This window comes from Bacteroides sp. An51A (assembly GCF_002161565.1).
Lineage (GTDB): Bacteria > Bacteroidota > Bacteroidia > Bacteroidales > Bacteroidaceae > Phocaeicola > Phocaeicola intestinalis.
The window spans coordinates 177,491-201,331 of the sequence record NZ_NFIC01000003.1 but is presented as its reverse complement, the minus strand read 5'-3'; the positions used below and the strand labels follow the sequence as shown (position 1 = coordinate 201,331).

The window sequence follows — 23,841 nt, the reverse complement described above, 5'->3', positions numbered from 1 at the left end:
GTGAGAAAAAAAGATACCTATGATACAAGAACTTCAATTACGAGTACTGCCCAAACAGGCAGCAAGCGATGACAACATCAAGCAATACATCAGCCGGGAGAAGGGGCTGGACGCACGGACCATCAAGGCGATACGCATACTGAAACGAAGCATCGACGCACGCCAACGAACCATCTTCGTCAACCTGAAAGTACGGGTGTTCATCAACGAAATGCCCGAAGAAGAAGCTTTTACACATACCGAATACCGCAACGTGGACGGGAAACCTGCCGTCATCGTCGTGGGAGCCGGACCGGGAGGACTGTTCGCGGCACTGAAACTGATAGAACTGGGACTGCGTCCCATCGTGGTAGAACGAGGGAAAAACGTACGAGAACGCAAGGAAGACCTGGCACGCATCAGCCGTGAGCACAAAGTGGACGCCGAATCGAACTACAGCTTCGGCGAAGGCGGAGCAGGTGCCTACTCGGACGGAAAGCTCTATACCCGGAGCAAGAAGCGGGGAAACGTGGAAAAGATACTGAACGTGTTCTGCCAGCACGGAGCGGACACCTCCATCCTCATTGACGCACACCCGCACATCGGGACGGACAAACTGCCGCGCGTCATCGAGAACATGCGCAACACCATCCTTGCCTGCGGAGGGGAGGTGCACTTCCAGACACGCATGGACGCGCTCATCATCGAACACAATGAAGTGGCGGGCATCGAAACGAATACAGGCAAGACGTTCCGCGGTCCCGTCATCCTTGCCACAGGACATTCGGCACGCGACGTGTACCGCTGGCTTTATACCCACGACGTACACATCGAGCCGAAAGGCATCGCTGTAGGAGTAAGGTTGGAACACCCGTCGATGCTCATCGACCAAATCCAATACCACAACAAGGCGGGACGGGGAAAATACCTGCCCGCGGCGGAATACAGCTTCGTGCAACAGGTAGACGGACGGGGCGTATACAGCTTCTGCATGTGCCCCGGAGGATTCGTGGTGCCGGCGGCAAGCGGTCCGCACCAGATAGTGGTGAACGGAATGAGCCCCAGCAACCGGGGTACGAAATGGAGCAACTCGGGGATGGTGGTGGAACTCCGCACGGAAGACCTCGCCCATCCCGACCTGCAACTGCAGGCATGCGAAGCTTTCCCCAACTCGGCGGAAGCACAGACCGAAACCCTGATAGCACAGGCAAAGACGGAAGAAGGAACAGTACACCCGCTGGCGATGATGCGTTTCCAGGAAAAGCTGGAACAAATCTGCTGGCAACAGGGAAACATGCGGCAGACGGCTCCCGCACAACGGATGGCAGACTTTACCCGCAAGAAACTGAGCTTCGACCTGCCCCCCACGTCGTACAGCCCCGGACTGATTTCGTCGCCCCTGCACTTCTGGCTCCCGAGGTTTATCGGAGACCGCCTGAGCAAAGGTTTCCAGCTTTTCGGGAAAAGTTCGCGCGGCTTCCTTACCAACGATGCCGTGATGATAGCCGTAGAGACCCGCACTTCCGCCCCCGTACGCATCGTGCGTGATGCCGAAACGCTCCAGCACGTAACCGTAAAGGGCCTTTTCCCCTGCGGAGAAGGGGCAGGCTATGCAGGCGGCATCGTCTCGGCAGGCATCGACGGAGAGCGGTGTGCCGAAGCTGCTGCTGAATATGTATTATCAATTTAAACGCAGATTAACGCAGATTTTCGCAGATTGTTTTTATTCGCAATTTTTCGATTGACAATAACGGTTTGGTATGAAATCGTAAATCATCTAATAAAATAATCTGCGAAAATCTGCGTTAATCTGCGTTTCAAAAATCAATCAACCATGCCACATACACCTGAAATTGCCATCCTCGAACAAAACACGCTGGCTGCACTCGGATTGCGGACCATCCTCGAAGAGCTGATACCCAATGCCGTAATCCGTATGTTCTCGTCTTTCGGACAACTGATAGACGACACGCCCGACATGTATGCCCACTACTTCGTGTCGGCACAAATCTACTTCATGCATACCGCATTCTTCCTTGAACGGCAACCGAAAACCATCGTGCTTTCGAACGGGGAACATCCGCAGCTGAACGGCGTACCCACGCTGAACTGCACCCTTGCACAAGACGAACTGCTGAAAGCCATCGTGCGCCTGCGCCAGTACGGGCATCACTCCTTACCTCCCCTGCACGCCACCGCGCACGACCTTTCGCCCCGCGAAATCGAAGTGCTGGTGCTCCTTACCAAAGGCTGCATCAACAAGGAAATAGCCGAACGGCTCAACATCAGCCTCACCACGGTCATCTCACACCGCAAGAACATTACCGAAAAGCTGGGCATCAAGTCGGTGTCCGCCCTCGCCATCTACGCCGTGATGCACGGATACGTGGAAGCCGACCGCGTGTAGGTTGTCTTTCACCACAGATTACACAGATTAAAATAATTTTATATGAATGCCCGCATCTTGCCAATCAACCTGTAGGGGCGTATGCGATACGCCCCTACATTGGCTGTTTGCGGATATTCAAATAATTTTAATTGAAAATCTGTGTAATCTGTGGTGAAAAACTACCGGAACAGCTCCGGCAAGAAATGATTCAGGTACTTGCGCCAGTTGCTCCAGATATGCCCGCCATCCGTTTCCATGTACTCATAACGGTAGCCCTGGGCATCGAACCGTTTGCGGAGCCCCACATTGTCCTGATACAGGAAATCGGCAGTTCCGATGGCGATGAAATACAGTTTCGGAGCCTCGGCAAACTGGCGGGCAAGCTTCGTGTCAAGGTCGGCATAGACAAAAGCATTGTCTCCCTTTGCCTCACGGTTGACGGCTGCCGAAAACAAACCTACATAATCGAACAGGTCGGGATAGTTGGCAGAGATGTAAAGCGAATGGAATCCGCCCATCGACAGGCCCGCAATGGCACGGTGCGCCTTGTCGTCCACCGTGCGGTAATGCGACTCCACATACGACACGATATCGGGGAATGCCACCTCGAACGAACCTTCCATCGTCTTCGGATTCATAAACGAAGGCTTGTACATGCTGTTCGGGTACTCGCCCGGAGCAGCTTCCTGCCCGCCGTTCCCGTTCGGCATCACCACAATCATCGGTTTCGCCTTGCCTTGCGCTATCAGGTTGTCGAGTATCTGCACGGCACGCCCCAGTTCGCTCCACGCATTCTCGTCGCCCCCGGCACCGTGAAGCAGGTAGAGCACAGGGTAACGCTCCGTACCGTCCTCGTAACCTGCCGGAGTATAAACCGTCATGCGGCGGCGCTCCATCCCCAGCTTCGGACTGGGATACCACACCTTCGACACCGTGCCGTGAGGCACTTCGCGCACAAAATAGTTGGCAGACAGCTCACCGTCGACCAGAAAATAATTGGTATACGTGGCTATGTCGCGGAGCATATATACGTTGCTGGGATCCACCATCCGCAACCCGTCTACGTAGAAACAATACGTGTGCAATTCGGGCGCAGGCATCGGAGTCTCCAGCGTCCACACGCCTGCTGTGTCGCGCGTCATCGCCTGACGGAGAGGCATCTCTACCGCCCCCAGCGGAGTTTGTTTCTGCACCTTGCCGAAATAGTCGGCTTCTACCGTCACTTCTTTTGCCGCCGGTGCCAACAGGCGGAATGTGACTGTCTGCGCCGCCGTATCCACTTCCGGCGAAACGATGTTCCCTGTGTTTACCGCAACGGTCTCTTGCGATTGGGCAGCGAGTGCGAACAGGCATCCCGCCGCCAGCATCCATAATCTTTGTTTCATACTTATCGTTTTATTAATACGTTGACAAAATTAGCACAATTCCCGCAAAGGCATTCCGCTTTCCTCACAGATTATATCAAAAAATAAAATATTTTTTTAGGAACTGTTTTGAATTTATCGTATGCTGATTTAGGATGAGTTTTGAAGACCCCAAAAACTGCCAAAGCACACACGAAAACGAACACATCAAGACGAGAAAAAACTTTTTGTAGAAATTCAAAACAGTTTTTTAATGAAGACTTTACTTTTATAGCGGAATATCGAAAACAAGCATTATCCATTATCTTTGCATATACTACAAGAAGGTAGAGAAAGTAAAGAATGAAGAATAAAGGGCAATGGCACTGCTTATGCTATCAGCCTAAAAGGTGTTGGCTTCTACTTGACTTCTTACCTCCTGTAAGTTTCACAAATTAAAATATTTTACGCATGAAAAGCAATGTATATCTTGCCTCTAAGCCACGCTACGAAATACTGGACGGACTACGCGGTGTAGCCGCTGTGCTTGTCGTAGCCTACCATTTGTTTGAAACCTATTACCACGGCGGTACCAGCCAGCCCATCAATCACGGCTATCTTGCTGTAGACTTCTTTTTTGTCTTGTCGGGATTTGTCATAGGGTATGCTTACGATGACCGATGGGACCGTATGTCGACATGGGGATTTGTCAAACGGCGGCTTATCCGCCTGCATCCGATGGTGATATTCGGTTCATTGTTTGGAGCCGCCCTGTTCTATTTCGGTGATTGCTCCAGCTTTCCGCTTATCGGAGACAAGCCTTGGTATAAAACAGCCCTGATTATGCTATGGGCATTTACCATGATTCCCATACCCACATCGATGGACATCCGTGGATGGGGAGAAACCAATCCCCTGAACGGTCCGGCATGGTCATTGCAATGGGAATATCTTGCCAATTTCTTATATGCCGTCCTTTTCAGGCACTTTTCACGAAAAGCATTGGGTGCTGTGTGGTACTCTTCGGTATCATGACCCTCGTGCTTTGCCTGAACATTGACATTTTCGGTTTCCTGGCTGCACGCTCTTCGGCTTCCTATACGGTAATAGGAGGCTGGTGTCTTTCTCCCGACCAATTACAGATAGGATTGACACGCCTGCTCTATCCTTTCTTCTGTGGACTGCTGTTGTCGCGCACCGGAAAACTTATCAAGGTAAAAGGAGGATTCTGGTGGTGCTCGGCAATGATTGTCGTATTACTGTGCATGCCCTGGATGGGATTAGGTCCGGAAGGAAACGCACGCTGGACAAACGGGCTTTACGAAGCTACCTGTATCCTGGTTTTCTTTCCGCTTATCGTATCCATAGGCGCCGGAAGCAGCGTAAAGGGAAGCACCTCGGGAAGCATCAATAAGTTCCTCGGCGACATATCTTTTCCACTATACATCACCCATTACCCGCTTATTTATATGCAAATGGCATGGGCAAACAGCCACAAAGATGCCCCCACAGGCACACACATATTCGTTGCAGTCAGCACTTTCCTGCTTGCTATTCTGATAGCATACGGAGCTTACCGCCTCTACGACCTGCCAGTACGTGAATGGCTGAAAAAGCAATTGTTCAAACCTGCCACCCCTTCTGATGCAAATAAGACAAAATGAATGTCCGCCCACAGCCAATATATAGTCCTGAAAAATGAATATATACTGCATACGCGGTTGAATATATACTGCATACGCATTTGAATATATACTGCATACGTCTATGAATATATACTGCATACGCATTTGAATATATACTGCATACGTCTATGAATATATACTGCGTTTTCAACTCTGCCGGATTGGCTAACCGTGGACATTCATAATAAACAATACCAACCGGCAGCACACGGATGATGCCAGTCTCTGTGTGCTGCCCCCAATGCTTCAACGTCACCTGAACGAAAGAGAAAGACGCTGCTTCATATCCTTTCCGCCGATATCCCCGACAGATACCTGTATGCTTGCTTTACCGCTCTTCTTATTGGAACGCACCACCAGCAATGCACGTCCTTTCCATAAGCGATGCGTAGAATCGAAATACGGGTCTTCGTCTTTGATGTCGGCATTGCCTAAAGCAAGCAACGTAGCCGCCCCCTCGACAGATACCGATAACCGGTTATCAGCCACCGGTACGGTCTGCCCTTCCGCATCGATTGCCTCTATTACTATAAACGAAAGGTCCTGCCCGTCGGCATTGAGCTTACTTCGGTCCGCTGTAAGGCGCAGAGCAACAGGTTTTCCTGCTGTTCGCAAGGTCTGTGTTTCGATAGTTTCTCCATTGCGGATGCCTTCAGCTTTCAGCACACCCGGTGTATATGCCAAGGAAAATACAGCTTTCATTTCCGCTACCGGCTTTTCCTCTATCAGTTGGTCATTCAAGTAGAGCCGTACCATAGGATAATGTGAATATACTTCCACTTCTATCGGTTTACCTTCATGCCCTTCCCAATTCCATGAAGCAAAAGTAGGCCACGTCCCCCACTGCGTAGTCTGTATTTTTCCTTTGTAGCCATCAGGCTCTTTTACGGCGATGTACAAATGCTCGTCTCCCGCATCATTCCACAACATAGAGCGGTTATGGCTGATAGGTTTGCGCAGTCCCGTCAGGTCGATATCGCCACAATAAGCAGCATGCCACGGATAAAGCGGACGGTGGTAATGCTCACCCGGCACATCGCCTTCGTAATACCAGCGTCCAATGCCCGACTCACCGATATAGTCTACCGCCGTCCATACAAAATCACCGATAATGTATGCATGGTCTTTTACTTTACGAAAATTCTTCCAAGCGTCGTTGGGATACGATTCGGTCTGCATCATGATACGGGATGGAACACGCCGGTGATCACTTTCTGATTTATGAATCATATAATTATATCCTACAATATCGTGTGCTTCAGCCAACGGGTCGTATATCTCCCAGTCTTTGTCCCATGCGGCAAGCGCCGATGTCACCGGACGTGTCGGATCCAGTTTGCGGCAAAGGCCTGCCAGTTTGCGTGCCGTAGTCACGACCTCTATCTTCTTCCGCTCAATGACCTCATTACCGATGCTCCAGCAGAAGATGCTGGGATGATTGCGGTCGCGGAGCACCATCGCTTCAATATCACGTTTCCACCATTCGTCAAACAACGTATGATAATCATACGTATTTTTGGCATCACGCCAACCGTCGAAAGCTTCATCGATAACCAACAGCCCCAACTCGTCGCAAGCATGAAGAAAAATTTCCGAAGGAATGTTGTGTGAAGTACGTACGGCATTGAAACCAGCCTGTTTCATCAGCTCTGCTTTCCTCCATTCGGCACGGTCGTAGGCAGCCGCCCCCAAAATGCCGTTGTCGTGATGCAGGCATCCGCCATTCAATAAGACAGCCTTTCCATTCAACAGAAAACCTTTTTCGGCTGAATAGGCCAAAGTACGGAAACCGAAGCGTTCTTCTTTACAATCTACCGTTTCCCCTTCTTCGGTCACGGTGATGCGGGCGGTATACAAGTTCGGGGTATCGGGCGACCAAGGCTTTGCATCGGATAATGCCAAGGTATGCGTTACACCAATCCGCTCACCCGGCTCCAGCACGATTGTTTCAGTCTGATGCTGTCCGGATACTTCTGTTTTTACTTCAACTGTCCTCTTTTCATCCGTTTCGTTCTCTATGTCAGTCTTAATGACTGCTGTATGCAAATCGGGAGTTGTTACCTGGATACCCCAATTTGCGATGTGCACCAGTTCACTTTCAACCAGCCACACATTACGGTAAATTCCCGAACCTGTATACCAACGGCAATTCTTCTGCTGCGAATTATCAACTCTGACCGCCACCGTATTCTTTCCCGTTTTCACATACGATGTAATATCTACAAAAAACGAAGAATAGCCATACGGATGCCCACCTGCACGCTGCCCGTTGACATAGACCTCCGAGTTCATATAGATTCCTTCGAAATAAAGTTGGTATTTCCTGCCCTCAATAGCCTTGGGTAGTTCAAACGTCTTGCGGTACCATCCGATGCCGGCAGGTAAATAGCCTCCATCATTACCGGCTGGTGCATCCTTGTCAAAACGTCCTTCGATGCTCCAGTCGTGCGGAAGCGTCAGTTCCCTCCACACTCCGTCATCAAATACTTCGTTTTTTGCTTCTGCGATATCACCTAAACGGAAACGCCAGCCATTATTGAACAATTGTTTTCCGGAAGATGCCGACACCGAAAGGCACAGCACCAGCAATGCATACATAAGAATCTGTTTTTTCATGGGTATCAATTTTGGTTTCTGAATCTGTTGCAAAAATAAAGAAAATATCCGCCAGATTTCAAGAATTTGTTTACCTTTGTATTTACTCACATCAAAAAACTTCTATTTATGAAAAAACTATCTCACCTTGCCCTTGCCATCGGCTTTGCCGGTATATGCCTCACCGCATGCACCAGCTACAGTGCCCAAGATTACGTGAACGACATGAAAAACCTGACCGAAGAAACTCTCAAAAATGCATCTACCTATACGGAAGAAGACTGGAAACGGGTAGGCGAAGAATACCGCAGCATCAATGAAAAAGGCAAAAAAGTACTGGAAAACATGACCGAAGACCAACGGAAAGAACTGGAAAAATTCTCAGAAGAGATGTCGGACAAAGCTGCCGAGTTCAATCATGAGGAACTGAAAAAGCAGTTCGATGATATTATGGAACAGGCAAATGATTTTGTAGATGATATAAAACAGCAGCTGCAAGATCTGAAAGAGGAGAATGAATAAGAAAGCTAAAGCGAGGCTGCTTATCAAACAACCTCGCTTCCCTTGGATTAACTACAATCTATGTATGAAAGAGAGAACTAATTCGCATAAATAATTTTATACGTATAAATATAATTTCCTCGATAACGAGTTATTTGGTCTATACGACCATTTGCCATCTCATAGTTAAATTCAGATACATCCCCCATTCCTGAAGCAGTTCCATACGTGTTTTCTGTTGCAACTAAACATGGAGCACGATGTCCCAAGAAATCAAATTGTGCAAAAAAACCATTGAAATCGGTTTGTGTTGCATCCAATTGGAAGCCGGAAGAACATACGACCTTATTCAAATCCACACTATACGAATTTATATCATCACGCGTATAGGTATACTGCCAAATCATTCCATTAGGATAATGAATAGAAAGAGGATTCCAATTATTATCATATTCCACATCTATATAATCATCCATCGTTTTACCACCTATAAGATAACCCTCATCGTTATAATCATACCACACGAAATCTTCATCATCCAACACATTACGTGTCCGTGTAATATAACCATCTTCATTGAAATAACCTTCAAAACACCAATCCGAAGCATCATTAAGAGCTACAGAAACTTTCTCCGCATCATATTGATAATTCCAAGTCCAATATAATTCATTTTCATTCACTCCATAAGAAAAAGAAGATATGCGTCCCAAATCATCATATTCATAAAGATAAACATTTTCAAATCGATACCCTGCGACATTACCTGTTTCTTCTATCCGTACGATACGTTGATTGTCAGAGAACTGCGGCTGATATGGACAATCGTTTCCCGGTTCCGGTGTCGGTTCAGGTTCCGGCTCATTATAATCACCTACACGATAATAATAATAAATGATAATATAATCGCCATAAAATCGGTAAATGATCAAGATACGCTCGGTAAGCTGGAAGATATACCAACGTTCGCCTCCCAAAGTAACAGAAGGACCTTCACCGTCATAACCGCTTCCACCGCCGATAATGGGTCCACTCCCCTCATCTGCATTCCAATCGAAGCTTTCTCCGGCACTTCCACCGGTTCCGCTTCCTCCATTACCCCATGAACCTATTCCGTTTTCTCCAAAATCCAGCCATGGAACATCACTTATATTTATATCTTCTGTCACTTCCCCCGTACTGGGATTTGCCATTTCACCTCCTGTGGGATTCCAACGACCAATCAGCATTTGTGCCACGCTCGGCTGTCCGTCTTCTATCACAATGGTTTCAATGCCGTCTTTATTACACGCAGACATCAATACAGCCAGCAATAAAAACGCAAAGCTATTTATTATTGCATTTTTCTTTTTCATAATCTTTCCTCCTTAACTTATTATTCGGTAATTTCAAATTCTACACGACGGTTCATCAAACGACCTTCCGGAGTATCATTGGTCGAAATAGGACGCGTCATTCCGTAATATTCATACGACAAATGACTGGGTTCTACACCCGCTTTCAACAAATAATTGTAAACGGCCTCCGCACGTTTTTTCGAAAGTTCCATATTGTAATCGGCATCACCAACATTGTCCGTATGCCCTCTTACAACCACATGAATCGGCGTATTCTTCATCAAGCGCACAATTTTGTCAAGATACGGATACGACTCTTTCTTGATGGTACTCTTATCAAATTCAAAATTAATGATGTCTATCGCACAAATGGTCTTACCTGTAATAGACTCGCCCTTACCCAGCAATTCCATAATTTCCTCCAATGTATAGCAAGGCTTTTCTTCCACCACCGGTTTTTCTTCCACTACTACCGGTTCGGGTACATATACAGGTTCTACGACTTTCTTTTTAGGTGTCCGTTTAAAGATACTCAACGGCACAGAAAGCGAAGCGGTTATCTCAAGTCCCTGCAATTTCCGGTTACCACGGATGTCATACCAGAAACGATTAACAGCAATAGCCTCTCCACTCTTTTCCATATCACTGTAGGTATCGGTAAACCCATACTGATAATTGGCTTCCAAAGCAAACTGCAAACGTTTGCCTCCGTTCAAATGAATGGGTATTTTCACTCCGGCTCCTACTGCACCGGCAAAATAAGTGTTTGCCATATTGGCTTCAGAAACATCCACTTTATAATCCATACCATGTTCGGTGAGCGATATATCACCGCCACGCACAAAGCCGACAACCGGAGCCACATACACATACGGACGTACGCTTTGATAATCACCAAAATTAAAAATCAAAGGCAGACGCACGTCTACATATTTCGCCTTCAATTTATAATCCAAATCACTGTCGCTGATTTTAGTCCCTCGCGAAAGCCAGTCCACTTCTGGACGGATAGAAAACAAACGGTTCTCACCGAACTCAAATTCAGCAAAAACCCCTCCTACACCACCAAATAGCATTTTCGGGTCACGATTTTTCAACTCGGAATACTTAGCCCACGAAAGCCCCATTCCTCCTTTTACACCGAAATAAATCCGATCGGCCGACATTTGAGAAAACGCCGATAAGCCTAGGATAGAAAACACTGCCAAAAACAAAAATTTTCTGCTCATCATATCTTTCTCTTTTTATAATTTTTATAAATATAGAGAGATTCAAGATATTATACAAACCTTCATTTCCAGCTTTTATCACTATATACACAAAAAAGAAGTCCAAACGGACGAAAAGCAGACTTATGCTGTAAAAAAAAAGTAACAACAGTCTACCAATAAAACACCAGGAGCGTATGTTGACGGACAGAGAGACAGATTGATTTTTTTTGAATCGAATGAAGGATTCACCAGAGAATGAGAAATATTCTCCAATTCTTTCTATTTTTGCAGGCGAATAACAAACTATTAACACCAACTTTATGAAATATGTAATCGTATCCGACATCCACGGCTCTTTGCCCTGCCTGCAACAAGTAATGAAATTCTATGACGCAAACCAATGCGACGTACTTTGCATCTTAGGTGACATACTGAACTATGGTCCACGCAACAGGATTCCCGAAGGGCTGGACCCTAAAGGCATTGCTGAATGCCTCAATCATTTTTCGGGGTCAATCATTGCCGTCCGAGGCAATTGTGATTCGGAAGTAGACCAAATGCTACTTGATTTTCCGATACTTTCCGACTATGCCTTAGTAGCAGACAACGGAAAATTCCTGCTTCTGACACACGGACATCTATACAATGAAAACCGTTTGCCTAAAGGGAAATATGATGCTTTGTTCTACGGGCACACCCATCTGTGGCGACTGGAAAAACAAAATGGCATAACAATATGCAATACTGGTTCTATAACCTTCCCCAAAGGAGGGAATCAACCCACATTCGCCACTTATGAAAATGGAGTCATCACTCTCTATCATCTTGACGGTACAAAACTAAAATCACTGGAAATCTGAAAAAGACAAGAAAGACATCTCTTACCGAGCAGCATTGAAAATAAAGACAGACAAGACAAAATATGCTGCTTCTCTGTAAGAGAGTCTTTCTTTAATATATTTTATAACGCTTATATATCTGTAGTTGTCAACGCATATATATTACAACAGCAAAGCAAGTATATTCATTTCACCCTACACACATTACGAACAAACATTCTTACGTAAGAATCTTCTAGTCTCTGCTCTTTCCCAATGGAATAGACAACCCGATGAAGGCATTTACCGCTTTCGAGCTATTCCCAAAATACATATAGTCAGTACCTAAGAACAATGCTCCCAATTTCAAGGCAAGACCAAAAGACTTTCCTCCCGCCTGAATCGGAGAATAACTGGTAGCAATATTAAACCAGTTTTTCGGCCGGTAGGTGGCCGAGAATGTCAGTTCATTCAAGGTCTTAGGTTCAGCAAAGCGTGCGGTATATATAGCACCAACACTCAACTTATTATCCAGCAAACCATACTCACCTGCCAACAGGATAGTAGACGCCAACGTAGTCTTGGTATCTTCTGCAGCCTCTTTGTCTTGCACAAAATTGAAACGATCCATACTCAAGAAGTCTCCATCCAGAAAATCCTGATAATTGCTGCCTGTCACTTCAAAAGAGCCGTTAGCAGGTGCAGCTACTGTAGTTTCGCCTTCTTTCCATTTAATGAATCCTAAATCAAGTACAGCCGCTGATACGGTCAAGTTATCCCATACCTTGTAACTGGCTCCCAGGTCAATACCGAATCCTGCACCCGCTATGCCAAAATTGCTTCCGTCTATATCGAACCCATCAATCTGCCCCGTAGTTTCATCAAAACTCAAGCCTCCACCTTTCATTGTCGTGGAGACACGTGCATTAACCGTGGCACTACCATACGTCTGATAAGGATTCAGTTCCGTATAATCACCGTTTGTCAGTGCGTCATCCACATAAATATCGAAATTGTCAACAGCCATTTCGGCACGTGCTATCCCCAACAGCACTTTCACACGTCCACCCACAGAAAGTTTCTCGGTTATCTGACGGGAATATCCCAAGCCGATTTCGGCATAAGCATTCAAATTGAAGTTCATATTCGAGAAGCTACCATTGATATCTTCTGTATTATTTACCCTACGCAAGTATTCAAACATAGACTGGGGAATAGATGCTCCTACATCAGCACGTAAACCGACATTTACATTCCAGAAGCCCTTCCCCGCATACCAACCAAAAGAAAGGACATCGGTTTTGAGGTTTACATTCAGACGGTTGTCTGATTTCAACCGGCTGTACAAGTCATCATTTAGAAATATATCTTCTCCCGAATCAAGTACATCGATAATATCGTTGATGCCCAACACATTGGAAGACGTACCGACATTGAATGACCCTAAAACCGGTATATTAAAATATCCTCTCATTGGTTGTAATCCTGGATTCAATTCCAACCTTGAGCTAGTACCTTCCATAAAATAGGATGTCCGCAAATACTGGGCATGCACCGTCATACCCAATAAAAGACCACCTGCCACCAACCAAACTCTTCTGTTTAAAAATCCCTTCATAAATATGCTCTATCGTTAAATGTTTCTACAAAAATAAAAAAATAGCCATTACCAACAATTTCACAAAAACGGGATTTTACAACTATCCTATCTGTTTCGTGAGCTAAATGCACAAAATTAGCCACTATATGGTCAAAACTTATAGCTGATAAAATCGTTCGATCATTATTTTCTTATATTTTCGGGATATTAATAACTCCTCGGCAGCATTAAAAGGCGGATACATGATACAACGGTTATCCTGCACCATAATCAGGTAATGCATATTGATGATATACGATTGATGAATCTGTATGAAAACCGAATCGTAAGCACATAACTGTTCTGCCGTCGTACTCCGACGCAACGCCAGGAATGTACCATCGGTCAAGGCTGCTTCCCATATCTTACGGTTCGATAAATAACGGAAATACCCGATTTCGGATGCACGCAAAAAACGCAAGTCCCCAGTAGGAGTCATTACCATAAACGGCCTGTCTTTTAATAAAGCGGCAACATTGCCTACATCACTTTTCACATTTTGCTCATATAATCGTGACATAACCATCTGCAATTCACTCGAATCAACCGGTTTTTGCAGAAAATCAAAAGCAGCACTACGCAATGCGTCAATCACATATTTATTATATGCCGTATAAAATACGACACGCATATTCCATGTAATCCGGTCACGCAAGCGGGCAAGTACATCCATCCCGGTCATATCTGGCAATTCCACATCCAGGAACAACAAATCGGGTTTTGTCTTTTCTATTACTTTCAATCCGAGACTTCCCGTTCGTGCAGTCCCTTCTACCGACACGTAAGAATAACGCTGCAATTCGAACGACAAATTATCAATGGCACTTTCCTCATCGTCTACAATGACTGTTCTAAATATCTGTTCCATAAAAGGGTTTCTTTTGTTTCTTCAATTCAAATGAATAATCTACTGGCAACCGAAAATAAACTTCACATCCGGTTTCATGCGATGCCATCTCTACATTATTTATATGCATCACAATCGGACGACGATTGTAAGCGTTCAACAATTGGAGTGTCCTGGTAATAACTTTCATACCGGTCCCTGTTCCAGAGGCACCACTTCCGATACGATACCCTCCTCCATTGTCACGGATAAATATTTCTATTTCATCGGTGTGTTGACAAATATGTATGCTTAACCGCTTTGGCCCCACCTTTGTACGCAAGCCATGTTTGATGGCATTTTCTATTGGAATCTGCAGCAGCATAGCAGGTATCTTCACATTGGTCTGATTGATTTGGGGATCCACTTCGACGGTATAGACAAAATCGGGCTGCAAAGTCTTGCTTTCCAACTCCACATAAGTCTGCACAAAATCCAACTCGTCACGTAATGTAACAGAAAGGCTATCTGCCAATTCCAAATTACGACGTATCAGTTTAATCAACCCGTTCAGGTTAGTATCCGACTCCGCAACCCGATTCGCCTTCACTTCCCGATTCAACACGTTGAAAATAAAATGTGGAGAAATACGGTTGCGAATATTCGCCAAACGCAACGAAGTGATGGCCGTACGCAAGTTGCTTTCTACTTTGGCACGTTTCTTTTTACGATGCAAGAAAATAAAAAAGCCGCACATACCTGCTAGCAGCACCACCAGCGAACCACCATAAAGCCATTGGTTCAGGCGCAACACTTCATTTTCTTTTTGTTGAATAAACATTTCTTTCTTCATCAGTGTACTATCGCGCTGATAACGCAATGCTATAGATGCAACCCTCATCCGGATGCGTTCATTACGGGTAGAATCGTCTATTCGGTTATTTTCCTTCAAATAATAATATGCTTGCCTGAAATTACCGCTTTCCTCAAAATAATGCTGCAAGTAACGGTTCCGTATATGCAACATATTAGGGTCGATAACATCAGGTTTTACAGCTTCTTGCAAACGTTTCCTTGCCAAAGGCAAATCTCCTCTTTTCAAAGCCAGTTCAATCAGCTGGGTATCTATATAATAAAGAGCGGAAGTGTTTTCCATCTCCTTGAAATAAGCATAGCACTGATTCAGGTAATAAGTTGCCGAATCCGTCTGATTCATCAGCAAAAAAACCTCTCCTAAATTCACCATTGTCATATTCCGTTCAAATTTCATATCCGGATACTGGTTGACAAACACCAACAACCGGCGGAAATAATCCAATGCTTTCGGATAGTCCTGCCGATAATAATAAGAATTTCCCCGGTTATTCAAATAAATATGCTTCTCATAAGGTTTCATTTGAGCGAAATATTTTCCTGCCAAATCGAAATAATAGTCGCAACGGTCGAAATCCCGCAAATTCATATTGACTTGAGCAAGCCCATAATAAATCGGGAAACGTTCCTCATCGGGCATGCGCAACGAATCAGCCAATGCCAAAGCCCTTCTGTACCAATACGAACTCCAGTCATATCTGCCTTCGCCACTATATGCATCTGCCAAATTCAACGCAACATTCAGCAGTTTATAAGGCTCATCCACACGCTCGCAAAAATCATACGCTCTCCGAAACGCCATTCGTGCTGAGTCAAAAACAGTCGTACGTGCATACAAGTTGCCCTTCATATTTGCGACTTCTGCCGATAAAATCCAATGCCGCTTACTGGACACATTCGTTTTTTTGCAGAAATCCGTAGCTAAACGCAACAGGCATTCTACCGAATCTGTTTCCGATATAAACATCTTTGCCTTTGCCTTAAGGGTAAGCATTTGATAATACGTAATGCTGTCCTTCAGCAAAGGCAAGATACTATCGACTTTTTCACATACAAAAACAGGATTATCACTTAACGTATCTTCCCATTGCGCAAACAAAGGCGCATAGCAATCTACATTTTCCACCTTTTTCTTCCTGACACAACTTCCTGCCAATCCTCCCCAAAGGCAACTTATTATCAAAACTATCACTATTTCACGATTCATATCTTTTCTTGTCTTGCCAAGACAAATGTATGTAAAAAAAGTATACATAGCAAAAATAAGTTGCATAAATTACACGAGCAAACAAGGAATTTCGTATTTTTGGAATAAAAATCCAAACATCATAAATAACGGGAAATATGAAAACACTATCTAACGACAAAATCAGTATCCAAGTAGCCGATCATGGGGCCGAACTGGTAAGCATCGTTGCTAATGAAACAGAATATTTGTGGCAGGCAGATCCTCGGTTCTGGGGACGTCATTCGCCTATATTATTCCCTATTGTAGGACGGGTATGGAACAATTCTTACCGCCACAAGGGAAAATCATACGAATTAGGGCAGCATGGATTTGCACGGGACATGGATTTCCAGCTGACATACGAAGAAGAGAACGCCCTCATTTACAGTCTGGAAAGCAATGAAGAAACACTGAAGAAATACCCCTTCACATTTGTACTGGAAATTGGCTACCGGCTAAAAGGGAATCGCATCGAAGTAATGTGGAGTGTTCAAAATACAGGAAACGAAAACATGTATTTCCAAATAGGCGCACACCCTGCTTTTTATTACCGTGACTTCGACACAGTTACCAAAGAAAAAGGGTTTCTCGACTTCGGTAAAGACAAAAAAATATTAGAATATATCTCGCCAACAGAAAAAGGCTGTACATCAAACGAACGACAAAGCCTGACACTAAACAATGGAATGCTGGAACTAACTCCTGCCACTTTCCAATGTGATACCTACATGTTTGATAATAGCCAACTGAAAAAAATCACACTGACAGACAAATCCAAGACTCCTTACCTTAGCGTAGAATTCGACAGCCCACTGGTAGCCATCTGGTCGCCTTCTGTATCCCATCCCGATGTTCCTTTTGTCTGCATTGAGCCATGGTACGGACGTTGTGATTCTGTCGGATACAAAGGAGAGTTTAAAGACCGTGAATGGATGCAGACCCTGGAACCTGACAAGAGTTTCGATGCCAGCTATTCCATCGTACTGGAAGATATAAAGTAATCAAAATTTTTCTTTATTATAATGATTATCTTCGTTTACGACCATACATTCGAAGGCTTGCTTACGGCTTTGTTTGATGCATACGTGCGCCGGACATTTCCCGACAAACTTTTGCATGAAACAGAGCCTCTTCCTTTATTTTATAATGAACTTTACCGCGTCACCACCTGTACTGAAAAAGCGGAACGGGTATGGAAAGCCTTGTGTAGAAAACTATCGAAACAAGCTACAGCACTCATCACCTACTGTTGGTTGTCTGAATCCTCCGAGGCTCCTATGCTCTTGATGAAATATATGAAACAAATATTCGATTCAAAACACTCCATTACTACCGATTTCACCAACCCTGTAACATTAGCTGTTACACAACTTGGAAGAAAAGTAAGCGGTGAACGTCACCGCATCCTACAATTCATACGCTTTCAAAAACTTGCCGATGGCACATATTTCGGCATAATAGAACCTCTGTATAATGTGCTATCATTAACCATCAGGCATTTTCAAGACCGTTTTGCCGACCAACACTGGATTATCTATGACGCACGCCGGCATTTCGGTTACTATTACGATGGCATACAAGTGAACGAAATCGCTTTTACAAATGTCCATCAGCCTGCTTTAGTGACCGGAAAAGTTGATGAAAATCTACTTGACAGGGAAGAAAGACTATACCAGACACTTTGGAAAAACTACTTTCACTCCATCTGTATCCGCGAACGCCTTAACCCTGTCAAACATAAAAAAGACATGCCTGTCCGCTATTGGAAATTCTTGACTGAAAAGAATTAACCATACCCACAAAAAACTGCAGGACTAAAACGGGAACAATAGCGGCAATACAACTATCATCACTACCCCCATAAGTATCTGCAATGGCAAACCTACCTTGACATAATCCATAAACGTATACTGTCCGGCAGGCATTACCAAGGCATTAGGAGGAGTAGAGAAAGGTGAAGCAAAACACATACTTGCAGCTACTGTTACGGCAAAGAGAAAAGGCACCGGGCTTACCCCAATCTGCATAGCACTCTGCAAGGCTATAGGAGCCATCAACACAGCCGTCACCGTATTGCTGATAAACATGGTCATCAAAGAAGTGGTAAAATAAATGCCTGCCATCAAAACCAATGGTCCGTATGCCCCCAACCCGTTCACCAAAGAACCGGATATATAATCGGACGCTCCTGTCTTCTCCAATGCCAACGACATAGGCAGCATACCTGCAAACAATACGATAGTTTCCCAATTAATGGTCTTATAGGCAGCCTCTACATTACGGAAGCATCCCGTAAGCACCATCAGCATAGCGGCAATCATCACCGCCGTAACCGGAGCCACCGGAATAAAGTCGAAAACCATCATCGCCACCATCAATAGCATAATAACAGCAGCCACCGGCGCCTTGTAGTCGAGCGTCACCTTGGCGGCCTCAGCTAAAGGTTGTCCCAATACCACCCAGTCGGTATCTTCTTTAGTCAACCGGGCTATATCATGCCATTGGCCCTGCACAAGCAACACATCACCATTGTGCATCCGTTCATTGCCAAGGTCTTGCAATATATACTCTTTTTTCCGGCGTATCCCCAGCACATTCACATTGAACTTATCACGGAAACCTGCTTCTTTTACCCGCTGATTGAGGATGTTGGAAGTGGGCATCAACACTATTTCTGCAATGCCGATATCATAAAATCCCAACGAACGTTCGCCATTGACGGCTTCTTCGGTAATGTGCCCGTCCATCATCTCCAACCTACATTCCCCGACAAAACGGTTTACGGATGAAATATCCCCATTTACATACAAGACATCATTTGCCTGGATAACCGTATCTGCCGATGCCAACTTTTGCGTAACTGTCTTCAGGAAACGATGCTGTGAAGCTTCTCCCCGACGTACTTCCAGAATATTCAGTCCGTAGCGCCGTCTCACATCCAATGTCTGTACCGTTTGACCGACAATACCCGAAGCTGCATCCACCCGTAAACGAAACAGGTTATGTGCCAAACCATATTCTCTGACCAGTTCATTCAAAGACTTTCCGGAAGATTCACCATTGTTTTTTTCACGTTTCTTCGATAGAAACCATTTCGTAAGAGGCAACAACACCACGATGCCTGTTGCCACACAAACCAACCCTACCGGGAGGAACGAAAAGAACGACAAGGATTCAAATCCCGCATGTACCAGTGTGTCTTGTATCACCAGATTAGGCGGGGTACCAATCAGCGTCATCATACCTCCCATACTGCTGGCAAAGGCCAACGGCATCAACAAACGTGCCGGATTCATACCAGCGTTGTTGGCAAGACTTACCACAATAGGCAGCATCAAAGCTACAGTACCTGTATTGCTTACAAAAGCCCCGATGGCAGAAGTCACCAGCATGACCAGCAAAAACAAACGCAACTCGCTTTTACCTGCCAACTTCAAAATACGTGAACTGATCATCTTGGCCAATCCGGTCTGGAAGATAGCCCCTCCTACGACAAACAGTCCTACCATCATAATCACTACAGAATTAGAAAAACCCGACAAAGCCTCTTCTGGAGTCAAGACGTGAAAAACCAGCAAGCCTATCAGCGCACACAACGCTACTATATCCGACCGCACCCTTCCCGAAACAAAGAAAACGGCAGACAGGACCAAAATAACAAGTGTTACAAGCATCTTTTAAATGAAGAATTAAAAATTTAAGAATGAAAAATTACCCTGTATCAGCCACCGTGCTGGAACTGTTCTATCAGCAATGTAAGGTTTGCCGTAAACAACCGGGCAGAAATGGCAAGCAAAATAATGCCGAAAAACTTACGGATAATATAAATTCCCCCTTTCCCCAGCATGCGTTCGATACGGTCGGTCATCTTTAAAACAATAAACACCCATACCATGTTCAGCAACAAAGCCAATAAAATGTTAACCGTTGCATATTCCGCCCGCAAAGACAACAAAGTAGTAAACGACCCAGCCCCGGCAAGCAACGGGAAAACCAACGGCACCAACGTAGCCTCCTTGATAGGACCGATATTCTTGAATATCTCGATGTCCAGTATCATTTCGAGCGACATCAAAAAAATGACAAACGCACCCGCCACCGCGAACGAAGCGATATCCACCTGAAAAAGCTTCAGAATCATGTCACCGGCAAAAAAGAAAGCCAGCAACAGTCCAGCCGATATCAAAGTAGCCTCTATCGCATTGACAGAACGTCCCTTTTGCTTCAAATCCAGAATAATGGGAACAGCACCAATGATATCAATTACCGCAAACAGTACAATAAACGCACTTACCAATTCTTGCAAACTAAATACTCCCATAGCCTCATAAGTTTAATTTTTGTTCACAAATATAACATAAAAAAACGAAATGAAGATGCATACCAAGCAATATTCCTCCAAATTTCACAAAAATAAAGACAGAACCACCCAGCCGGAAAACATATTTCCATCGCTCTCCGAATATATCTTCAAAGACAAAAGGATATACCTGCACAAGCCAGACTAGTTATATGACCAACCGGTATCATCTATGTTGACCGAAACCGTCCTCTGCCCCAGCAAGCATTACCAGACGGTAAGAAACAATAAAAAAGGTAAAAGCCATGTTATGTATCAGAATATTGCTTAATTTTGTATGTTAAATTATAACTTAATAAAGTTAAAGACAGATGGAAGAGAATAGTATGTACAATAAGCTTTTGCTACTTCCCTTGTTCCAAGGGCTATGTAAAGAAGACTTTACAGCCATACTGGAAAAAGTAAAACTACATTTTCAAAAGCTTCCCGCAGGTAGTTGCATCGTGCGCCAAAACAATGCTTGCGAGGGCCTGTTTTTTGTCTTGCAAGGCAAAATACAGTCAGAATCAGCAGACCCAACCCATAATTATACACTCTACGAAACATTGGAAGCACCGTATGTAATAGAGCCTTATTCATTGTTCGGAATGTATCCGCAATACAATGCGTCATATCACACCCTGACGCCCGCAAACATCATCAGTATCGACAAATCATACATTCTGACAGAACTGAACAAATATGCCATCTTCCAGCTGAATTTCATGAATCTGCTTAGCAACCGGGCACAAACCATTTACCGCCGCCTGTGGAACGCCCACATCGGCGACACACAAAGCAAAATCATCAATTTCCTGTTGCTGCGATGCACCACCACCAACGGCTTCAAAAGGCTGCATATCCGGATGGAGGACCTTGCCGACCTGATAGATGACACACGCATCAACGTCTCGAAAATATTAAATGAACTAAAACAAGAAGGCCTGGTATCACTCAGCCGGAGAGAAATAGAAATCCCCGACATGAATGCACTTATAGCCTACAACCAAACCAATAAACAAACAAAATGACATTTATGGAAAATCCATTTTTCACCCCCTACCATACACCGCACGCTACCGTGCCATTCGACCGAATCACGCTCGCCGACTATGAGCCTGCCATCCGCGAAGGCATGCGCCGTGAAAACGAAGAAATCAAAGCCATTACCGATAATCCACAAGAACCTACCTTCGATAATACGGTAAAAGCATTGGAACAGTCTGGCGAACTGCTTGACCGAGTCACCACGGTGCTATTCAACCTGATGAGTGCCGAAACAAGTGATGACCTGGAAGCCATTGCTGAAAAACTGATGCCCGAATTGTCGGAACACAGCAACGACATCAATCTGAACGCAAGGCTTTTCCAACGTATCAAACATGTGTATGAAAAACGTGACCGGATCAACCTTACACACGAAGAATACCGGTTACTGGAAAAAACGTATGATGGATTTGTGCGCAACGGTGCCAACCTCTCGGATACGGACAAAGAGACTTTCCGCAAACTCAGTACAGAGCTGAGTACCCTTACTCTTCGTTTTTCACAAAACCACTTGAAAGAAACCAACAATTACGAATTGCAACTGACCCAAGAAGAAGACCTGAAAGGGCTTCCCGAAAGTGCCGTCGAAGCAGCTGCACATACAGCAAAAGAAAGAGGGAAAAACGGATGGATATTTACGCTGCAAGCACCCAGCTATGTGCCGTTTATGAAATATTGCGACAACCGCCAATTACGCCGTCAGCTATATCTTGCCTACAATACCCAATGTACACACGATAATGAGCAAAACAACCTTGATATCGTCAAACGGTTGGTAAACCTGCGCATGCAGATAGCCCAGCTGCTAGGATTCGCCGACTTTGCCGACTATGTACTCAGGAAACGCATGGCAGAAGACAGCCAGCACGTTTATCGCCTGCTCGACCAACTGCTGGAAGCCTATACCCCTACAGCCCATAAAGAAATAGAAGAAGTTACAGCCTTGGCACATGCCCTCGAAGGAAAACACTTCGAACTGATGCCCTGGGATTTCTCGTATTACTCAGAAAAACTGCGCAAGGAAAAATTCGACCTTGACGAAGAAGCCCTCCGGCCTTATTTCGAACTGAGCCAGGTGAAAAGCGGTGTATTCGGATTGGCTACACGCCTGTATGGCATAACTTTTAAAGAAAACAAAGACATCCCCGTATATCATCCGGACGTCAAAGCATATGAAGTATACGATAAAGACGGAAGTTTTCTGGCCGTACTTTACACCGATTTCCATCCACGTGCTGGGAAAAAATCAGGAGCATGGATGACCAGCTACAAGGAACAATGGATAGACGACAATGGTACCAACAGCCGTCCACATGTCTCCGTCACGATGAATTTCACAAAGCCGACCCCCGACAAACCGGCACTGCTGACATTCTCGGAAGTAACCACATTCCTGCATGAATTCGGACACGCATTGCACGGCACATTCGCCAATACACGGTTCAAAAGCATGAGCGGAACAAATGTTTATTGGGATTTTGTAGAACTTCCCTCGCAAATCATGGAAAATTTTGCCATTGAAAAAGAATTTCTTAATACCTTTGCACGTCATTACCAGACTCATGAACCACTGCCCGAAGAACTGGTTAAGCGAATTATAGACGCAGCCAATTTCAACGTTGCCTACGCCTGCCTGCGTCAAGTCAGCTTCGGATTGCTGGATATGGCATGGTATACACGTCATACCGCATTCGACGGAGATGTCCGTGCATACGAAAAAGAAGCGTGGAAACGCGCACAAATCTTGCCGCAAATAGCCGGCACGTGCATGAGCGTACAGTTCGGGCACATTATGTCGGGAGGCTATGCCGCCGGATATTATAGTTATAAATGGGCAGAAGTGCTGGACGCTGATGCTTTTTCTGTATTCAAGGAAAAAGGCATTTTCAATACCGAAGTGGCACAATCGTTCCGCGACAATATCTTGTCGAAAGGAGGAACTGAGCATCCGATGGTACTATACAAGCGCTTCCGAGGGCAAGAGCCTGCCATCGATGCTTTACTGAAACGGAATGGAATCATAAAATGAAA

The 23,841-nt window shown here is 45.1% G+C and carries 17 protein-coding genes and 1 pseudogene; 9 read left to right on the top strand and 9 right to left on the bottom strand.

Features of this window, described 5'->3' with window-relative positions:
* The first annotated feature begins 19 nt into the window (after positions 1-19).
* Positions 20-1,669, top strand: a complete 1,650-nt coding sequence (locus B5G04_RS07165; RefSeq protein ID WP_087396502.1) for an FAD-dependent protein — start codon at positions 20-22, stop codon at positions 1,667-1,669.
* A 144-nt stretch (positions 1,670-1,813) separates the two neighbouring features.
* A complete protein-coding gene (locus tag B5G04_RS07160; RefSeq protein ID WP_013617292.1) occupies positions 1,814-2,386 on the top strand; it encodes a LuxR C-terminal-related transcriptional regulator in 573 nt (190 codons plus the stop codon).
* Between the two features lie 161 nt (positions 2,387-2,547).
* On the opposite strand, the gene B5G04_RS07155 is transcribed toward B5G04_RS07160, so the two are convergent.
* Positions 2,548-3,753, bottom strand: a complete 1,206-nt coding sequence (locus tag B5G04_RS07155) for an esterase (protein ID WP_087247192.1) — start codon at positions 3,751-3,753, stop codon at positions 2,548-2,550.
* Positions 3,754-4,182: 429 nt separating this feature from the next.
* Between B5G04_RS07155 and B5G04_RS07150 the strand changes: the two are divergent.
* Positions 4,183-5,375 (top strand): annotated as a pseudogene (locus tag B5G04_RS07150) (acyltransferase).
* A gap of 273 nt (positions 5,376-5,648) precedes the next feature.
* On the opposite strand, the gene B5G04_RS07145 reads toward B5G04_RS07150, so the two are convergent.
* Complete coding sequence (locus B5G04_RS07145; RefSeq protein ID WP_239414058.1) at positions 5,649-7,994, bottom strand: sugar-binding domain-containing protein; 2,346 nt, start codon at positions 7,992-7,994, stop codon at positions 5,649-5,651.
* Between the two features lie 126 nt (positions 7,995-8,120).
* Between B5G04_RS07145 and B5G04_RS07140 the strand changes: the two genes are divergently transcribed.
* Positions 8,121-8,513 carry a hypothetical protein gene (locus tag B5G04_RS07140; RefSeq protein ID WP_013616231.1) on the top strand — a complete coding sequence of 131 codons (393 nt, stop codon included), beginning with the start codon at positions 8,121-8,123 and terminating at the stop codon, positions 8,511-8,513.
* A 77-nt stretch (positions 8,514-8,590) separates the two neighbouring features.
* On the opposite strand, the gene B5G04_RS07135 is transcribed toward B5G04_RS07140, so the two are convergent.
* Both B5G04_RS07135 and B5G04_RS07130 read right to left on the bottom strand, forming a co-directional pair.
* Positions 8,591-9,847, bottom strand: a complete 1,257-nt coding sequence (locus tag B5G04_RS07135) for a DUF4595 domain-containing protein (protein WP_087247188.1) — start codon at positions 9,845-9,847, stop codon at positions 8,591-8,593.
* Between the two features lie 20 nt (positions 9,848-9,867).
* A complete protein-coding gene (locus B5G04_RS07130; RefSeq protein ID WP_087207382.1) occupies positions 9,868-11,061 on the bottom strand; it encodes an OmpA family protein in 1,194 nt (397 codons plus the stop codon).
* A 299-nt stretch (positions 11,062-11,360) separates the two neighbouring features.
* Here B5G04_RS07130 and yfcE point away from each other — a divergent pair, with 299 nt between their 5' ends.
* Positions 11,361-11,900 carry a phosphodiesterase gene (gene yfcE / locus B5G04_RS07125; RefSeq protein WP_087247186.1) on the top strand — a complete coding sequence of 180 codons (540 nt, stop codon included), beginning with the start codon at positions 11,361-11,363 and terminating at the stop codon, positions 11,898-11,900.
* 214 nt (positions 11,901-12,114) lie between these two features.
* Here yfcE and B5G04_RS07120 read toward each other — a convergent pair whose 3' ends face one another.
* The 3 genes from B5G04_RS07120 to B5G04_RS07110 form a co-directional block, all read right to left on the bottom strand.
* Positions 12,115-13,476 carry a DUF5723 family protein gene (locus B5G04_RS07120; RefSeq protein WP_087247184.1) on the bottom strand — a complete coding sequence of 454 codons (1,362 nt, stop codon included), beginning with the start codon at positions 13,474-13,476 and terminating at the stop codon, positions 12,115-12,117.
* Between the two features lie 139 nt (positions 13,477-13,615).
* Positions 13,616-14,365, bottom strand: a complete 750-nt coding sequence (locus tag B5G04_RS07115) for a LytTR family DNA-binding domain-containing protein (protein ID WP_087207385.1) — start codon at positions 14,363-14,365, stop codon at positions 13,616-13,618.
* Complete coding sequence (locus B5G04_RS07110) at positions 14,349-16,403, bottom strand: tetratricopeptide repeat protein (RefSeq protein ID WP_087247182.1); 2,055 nt, start codon at positions 16,401-16,403, stop codon at positions 14,349-14,351. Before B5G04_RS07110 ends, B5G04_RS07115 begins: the two co-directional genes overlap by 17 nt.
* Positions 16,404-16,540: 137 nt before the next feature.
* Between B5G04_RS07110 and B5G04_RS07105 the strand changes: the two genes are divergently transcribed.
* On the top strand, positions 16,541-17,425 hold the full coding sequence (locus tag B5G04_RS07105; protein WP_087247181.1) for an aldose 1-epimerase family protein: 885 nt from the start codon (positions 16,541-16,543) through the stop codon (positions 17,423-17,425).
* A gap of 21 nt (positions 17,426-17,446) precedes the next feature.
* On the top strand, positions 17,447-18,214 hold the full coding sequence (locus tag B5G04_RS07100; RefSeq protein WP_087247179.1) for a TIGR03915 family putative DNA repair protein: 768 nt from the start codon (positions 17,447-17,449) through the stop codon (positions 18,212-18,214).
* 24 nt (positions 18,215-18,238) lie between these two features.
* On the opposite strand, the gene B5G04_RS07095 is transcribed toward B5G04_RS07100, so the two are convergent.
* Both B5G04_RS07095 and B5G04_RS07090 read right to left on the bottom strand, forming a co-directional pair.
* Complete coding sequence (locus B5G04_RS07095) at positions 18,239-20,098, bottom strand: SLC13 family permease (RefSeq protein ID WP_022040044.1); 1,860 nt, start codon at positions 20,096-20,098, stop codon at positions 18,239-18,241.
* Positions 20,099-20,145: 47 nt separating this feature from the next.
* Entirely contained in the window at positions 20,146-20,745 is a 600-nt protein-coding gene (locus B5G04_RS07090) for a MarC family protein (protein WP_087207392.1), read from the bottom strand.
* Positions 20,746-21,095: 350 nt separating this feature from the next.
* Between B5G04_RS07090 and B5G04_RS07085 the strand changes: the two genes are divergently transcribed.
* Positions 21,096-21,794 carry a Crp/Fnr family transcriptional regulator gene (locus B5G04_RS07085; RefSeq protein ID WP_087396500.1) on the top strand — a complete coding sequence of 233 codons (699 nt, stop codon included), beginning with the start codon at positions 21,096-21,098 and terminating at the stop codon, positions 21,792-21,794.
* Positions 21,791-23,839 carry a M3 family metallopeptidase gene (locus tag B5G04_RS07080; protein WP_162612719.1) on the top strand — a complete coding sequence of 683 codons (2,049 nt, stop codon included), beginning with the start codon at positions 21,791-21,793 and terminating at the stop codon, positions 23,837-23,839. The genes B5G04_RS07085 and B5G04_RS07080 overlap by 4 nt, the downstream gene beginning before the upstream one ends.
* Positions 23,840-23,841: the final 2 nt, after the last annotated feature.

Excerpts from the sequence above, each read along its gene's own strand:
- B5G04_RS07090 (WP_087207392.1), bottom strand. The coding sequence starts at position 20,745 with ATGGGAGTATTTAGTTTGCAAGAATTGGTAAGTGCGTTTATTGTACTG.
- B5G04_RS07160 (WP_013617292.1), top strand. The coding sequence starts at position 1,814 with ATGCCACATACACCTGAAATTGCCATCCTCGAACAAAACACGCTGGCT.
- B5G04_RS07155 (WP_087247192.1), bottom strand. The coding sequence starts at position 3,753 with ATGAAACAAAGATTATGGATGCTGGCGGCGGGATGCCTGTTCGCACTC.
- B5G04_RS07100 (WP_087247179.1), top strand. The coding sequence starts at position 17,447 with ATGATTATCTTCGTTTACGACCATACATTCGAAGGCTTGCTTACGGCT.
- B5G04_RS07105 (WP_087247181.1), top strand. The coding sequence starts at position 16,541 with ATGAAAACACTATCTAACGACAAAATCAGTATCCAAGTAGCCGATCAT.
- B5G04_RS07135 (WP_087247188.1), bottom strand. The coding sequence starts at position 9,847 with ATGAAAAAGAAAAATGCAATAATAAATAGCTTTGCGTTTTTATTGCTG.
- yfcE (WP_087247186.1), top strand. The coding sequence starts at position 11,361 with ATGAAATATGTAATCGTATCCGACATCCACGGCTCTTTGCCCTGCCTG.
- B5G04_RS07145 (WP_239414058.1), bottom strand. The coding sequence starts at position 7,994 with ATGTATGCATTGCTGGTGCTGTGCCTTTCGGTGTCGGCATCTTCCGGA.
- B5G04_RS07085 (WP_087396500.1), top strand. The coding sequence starts at position 21,096 with ATGGAAGAGAATAGTATGTACAATAAGCTTTTGCTACTTCCCTTGTTC.
- B5G04_RS07120 (WP_087247184.1), bottom strand. The coding sequence starts at position 13,476 with ATGAAGGGATTTTTAAACAGAAGAGTTTGGTTGGTGGCAGGTGGTCTT.
- B5G04_RS07095 (WP_022040044.1), bottom strand. The coding sequence starts at position 20,098 with ATGCTTGTAACACTTGTTATTTTGGTCCTGTCTGCCGTTTTCTTTGTT.
- B5G04_RS07165 (WP_087396502.1), top strand. The coding sequence starts at position 20 with ATGATACAAGAACTTCAATTACGAGTACTGCCCAAACAGGCAGCAAGC.
- B5G04_RS07140 (WP_013616231.1), top strand. The coding sequence starts at position 8,121 with ATGAAAAAACTATCTCACCTTGCCCTTGCCATCGGCTTTGCCGGTATA.
- B5G04_RS07130 (WP_087207382.1), bottom strand. The coding sequence starts at position 11,061 with ATGATGAGCAGAAAATTTTTGTTTTTGGCAGTGTTTTCTATCCTAGGC.
- B5G04_RS07080 (WP_162612719.1), top strand. The coding sequence starts at position 21,791 with ATGACATTTATGGAAAATCCATTTTTCACCCCCTACCATACACCGCAC.
- B5G04_RS07110 (WP_087247182.1), bottom strand. The coding sequence starts at position 16,403 with ATGAATCGTGAAATAGTGATAGTTTTGATAATAAGTTGCCTTTGGGGA.
- B5G04_RS07115 (WP_087207385.1), bottom strand. The coding sequence starts at position 14,365 with ATGGAACAGATATTTAGAACAGTCATTGTAGACGATGAGGAAAGTGCC.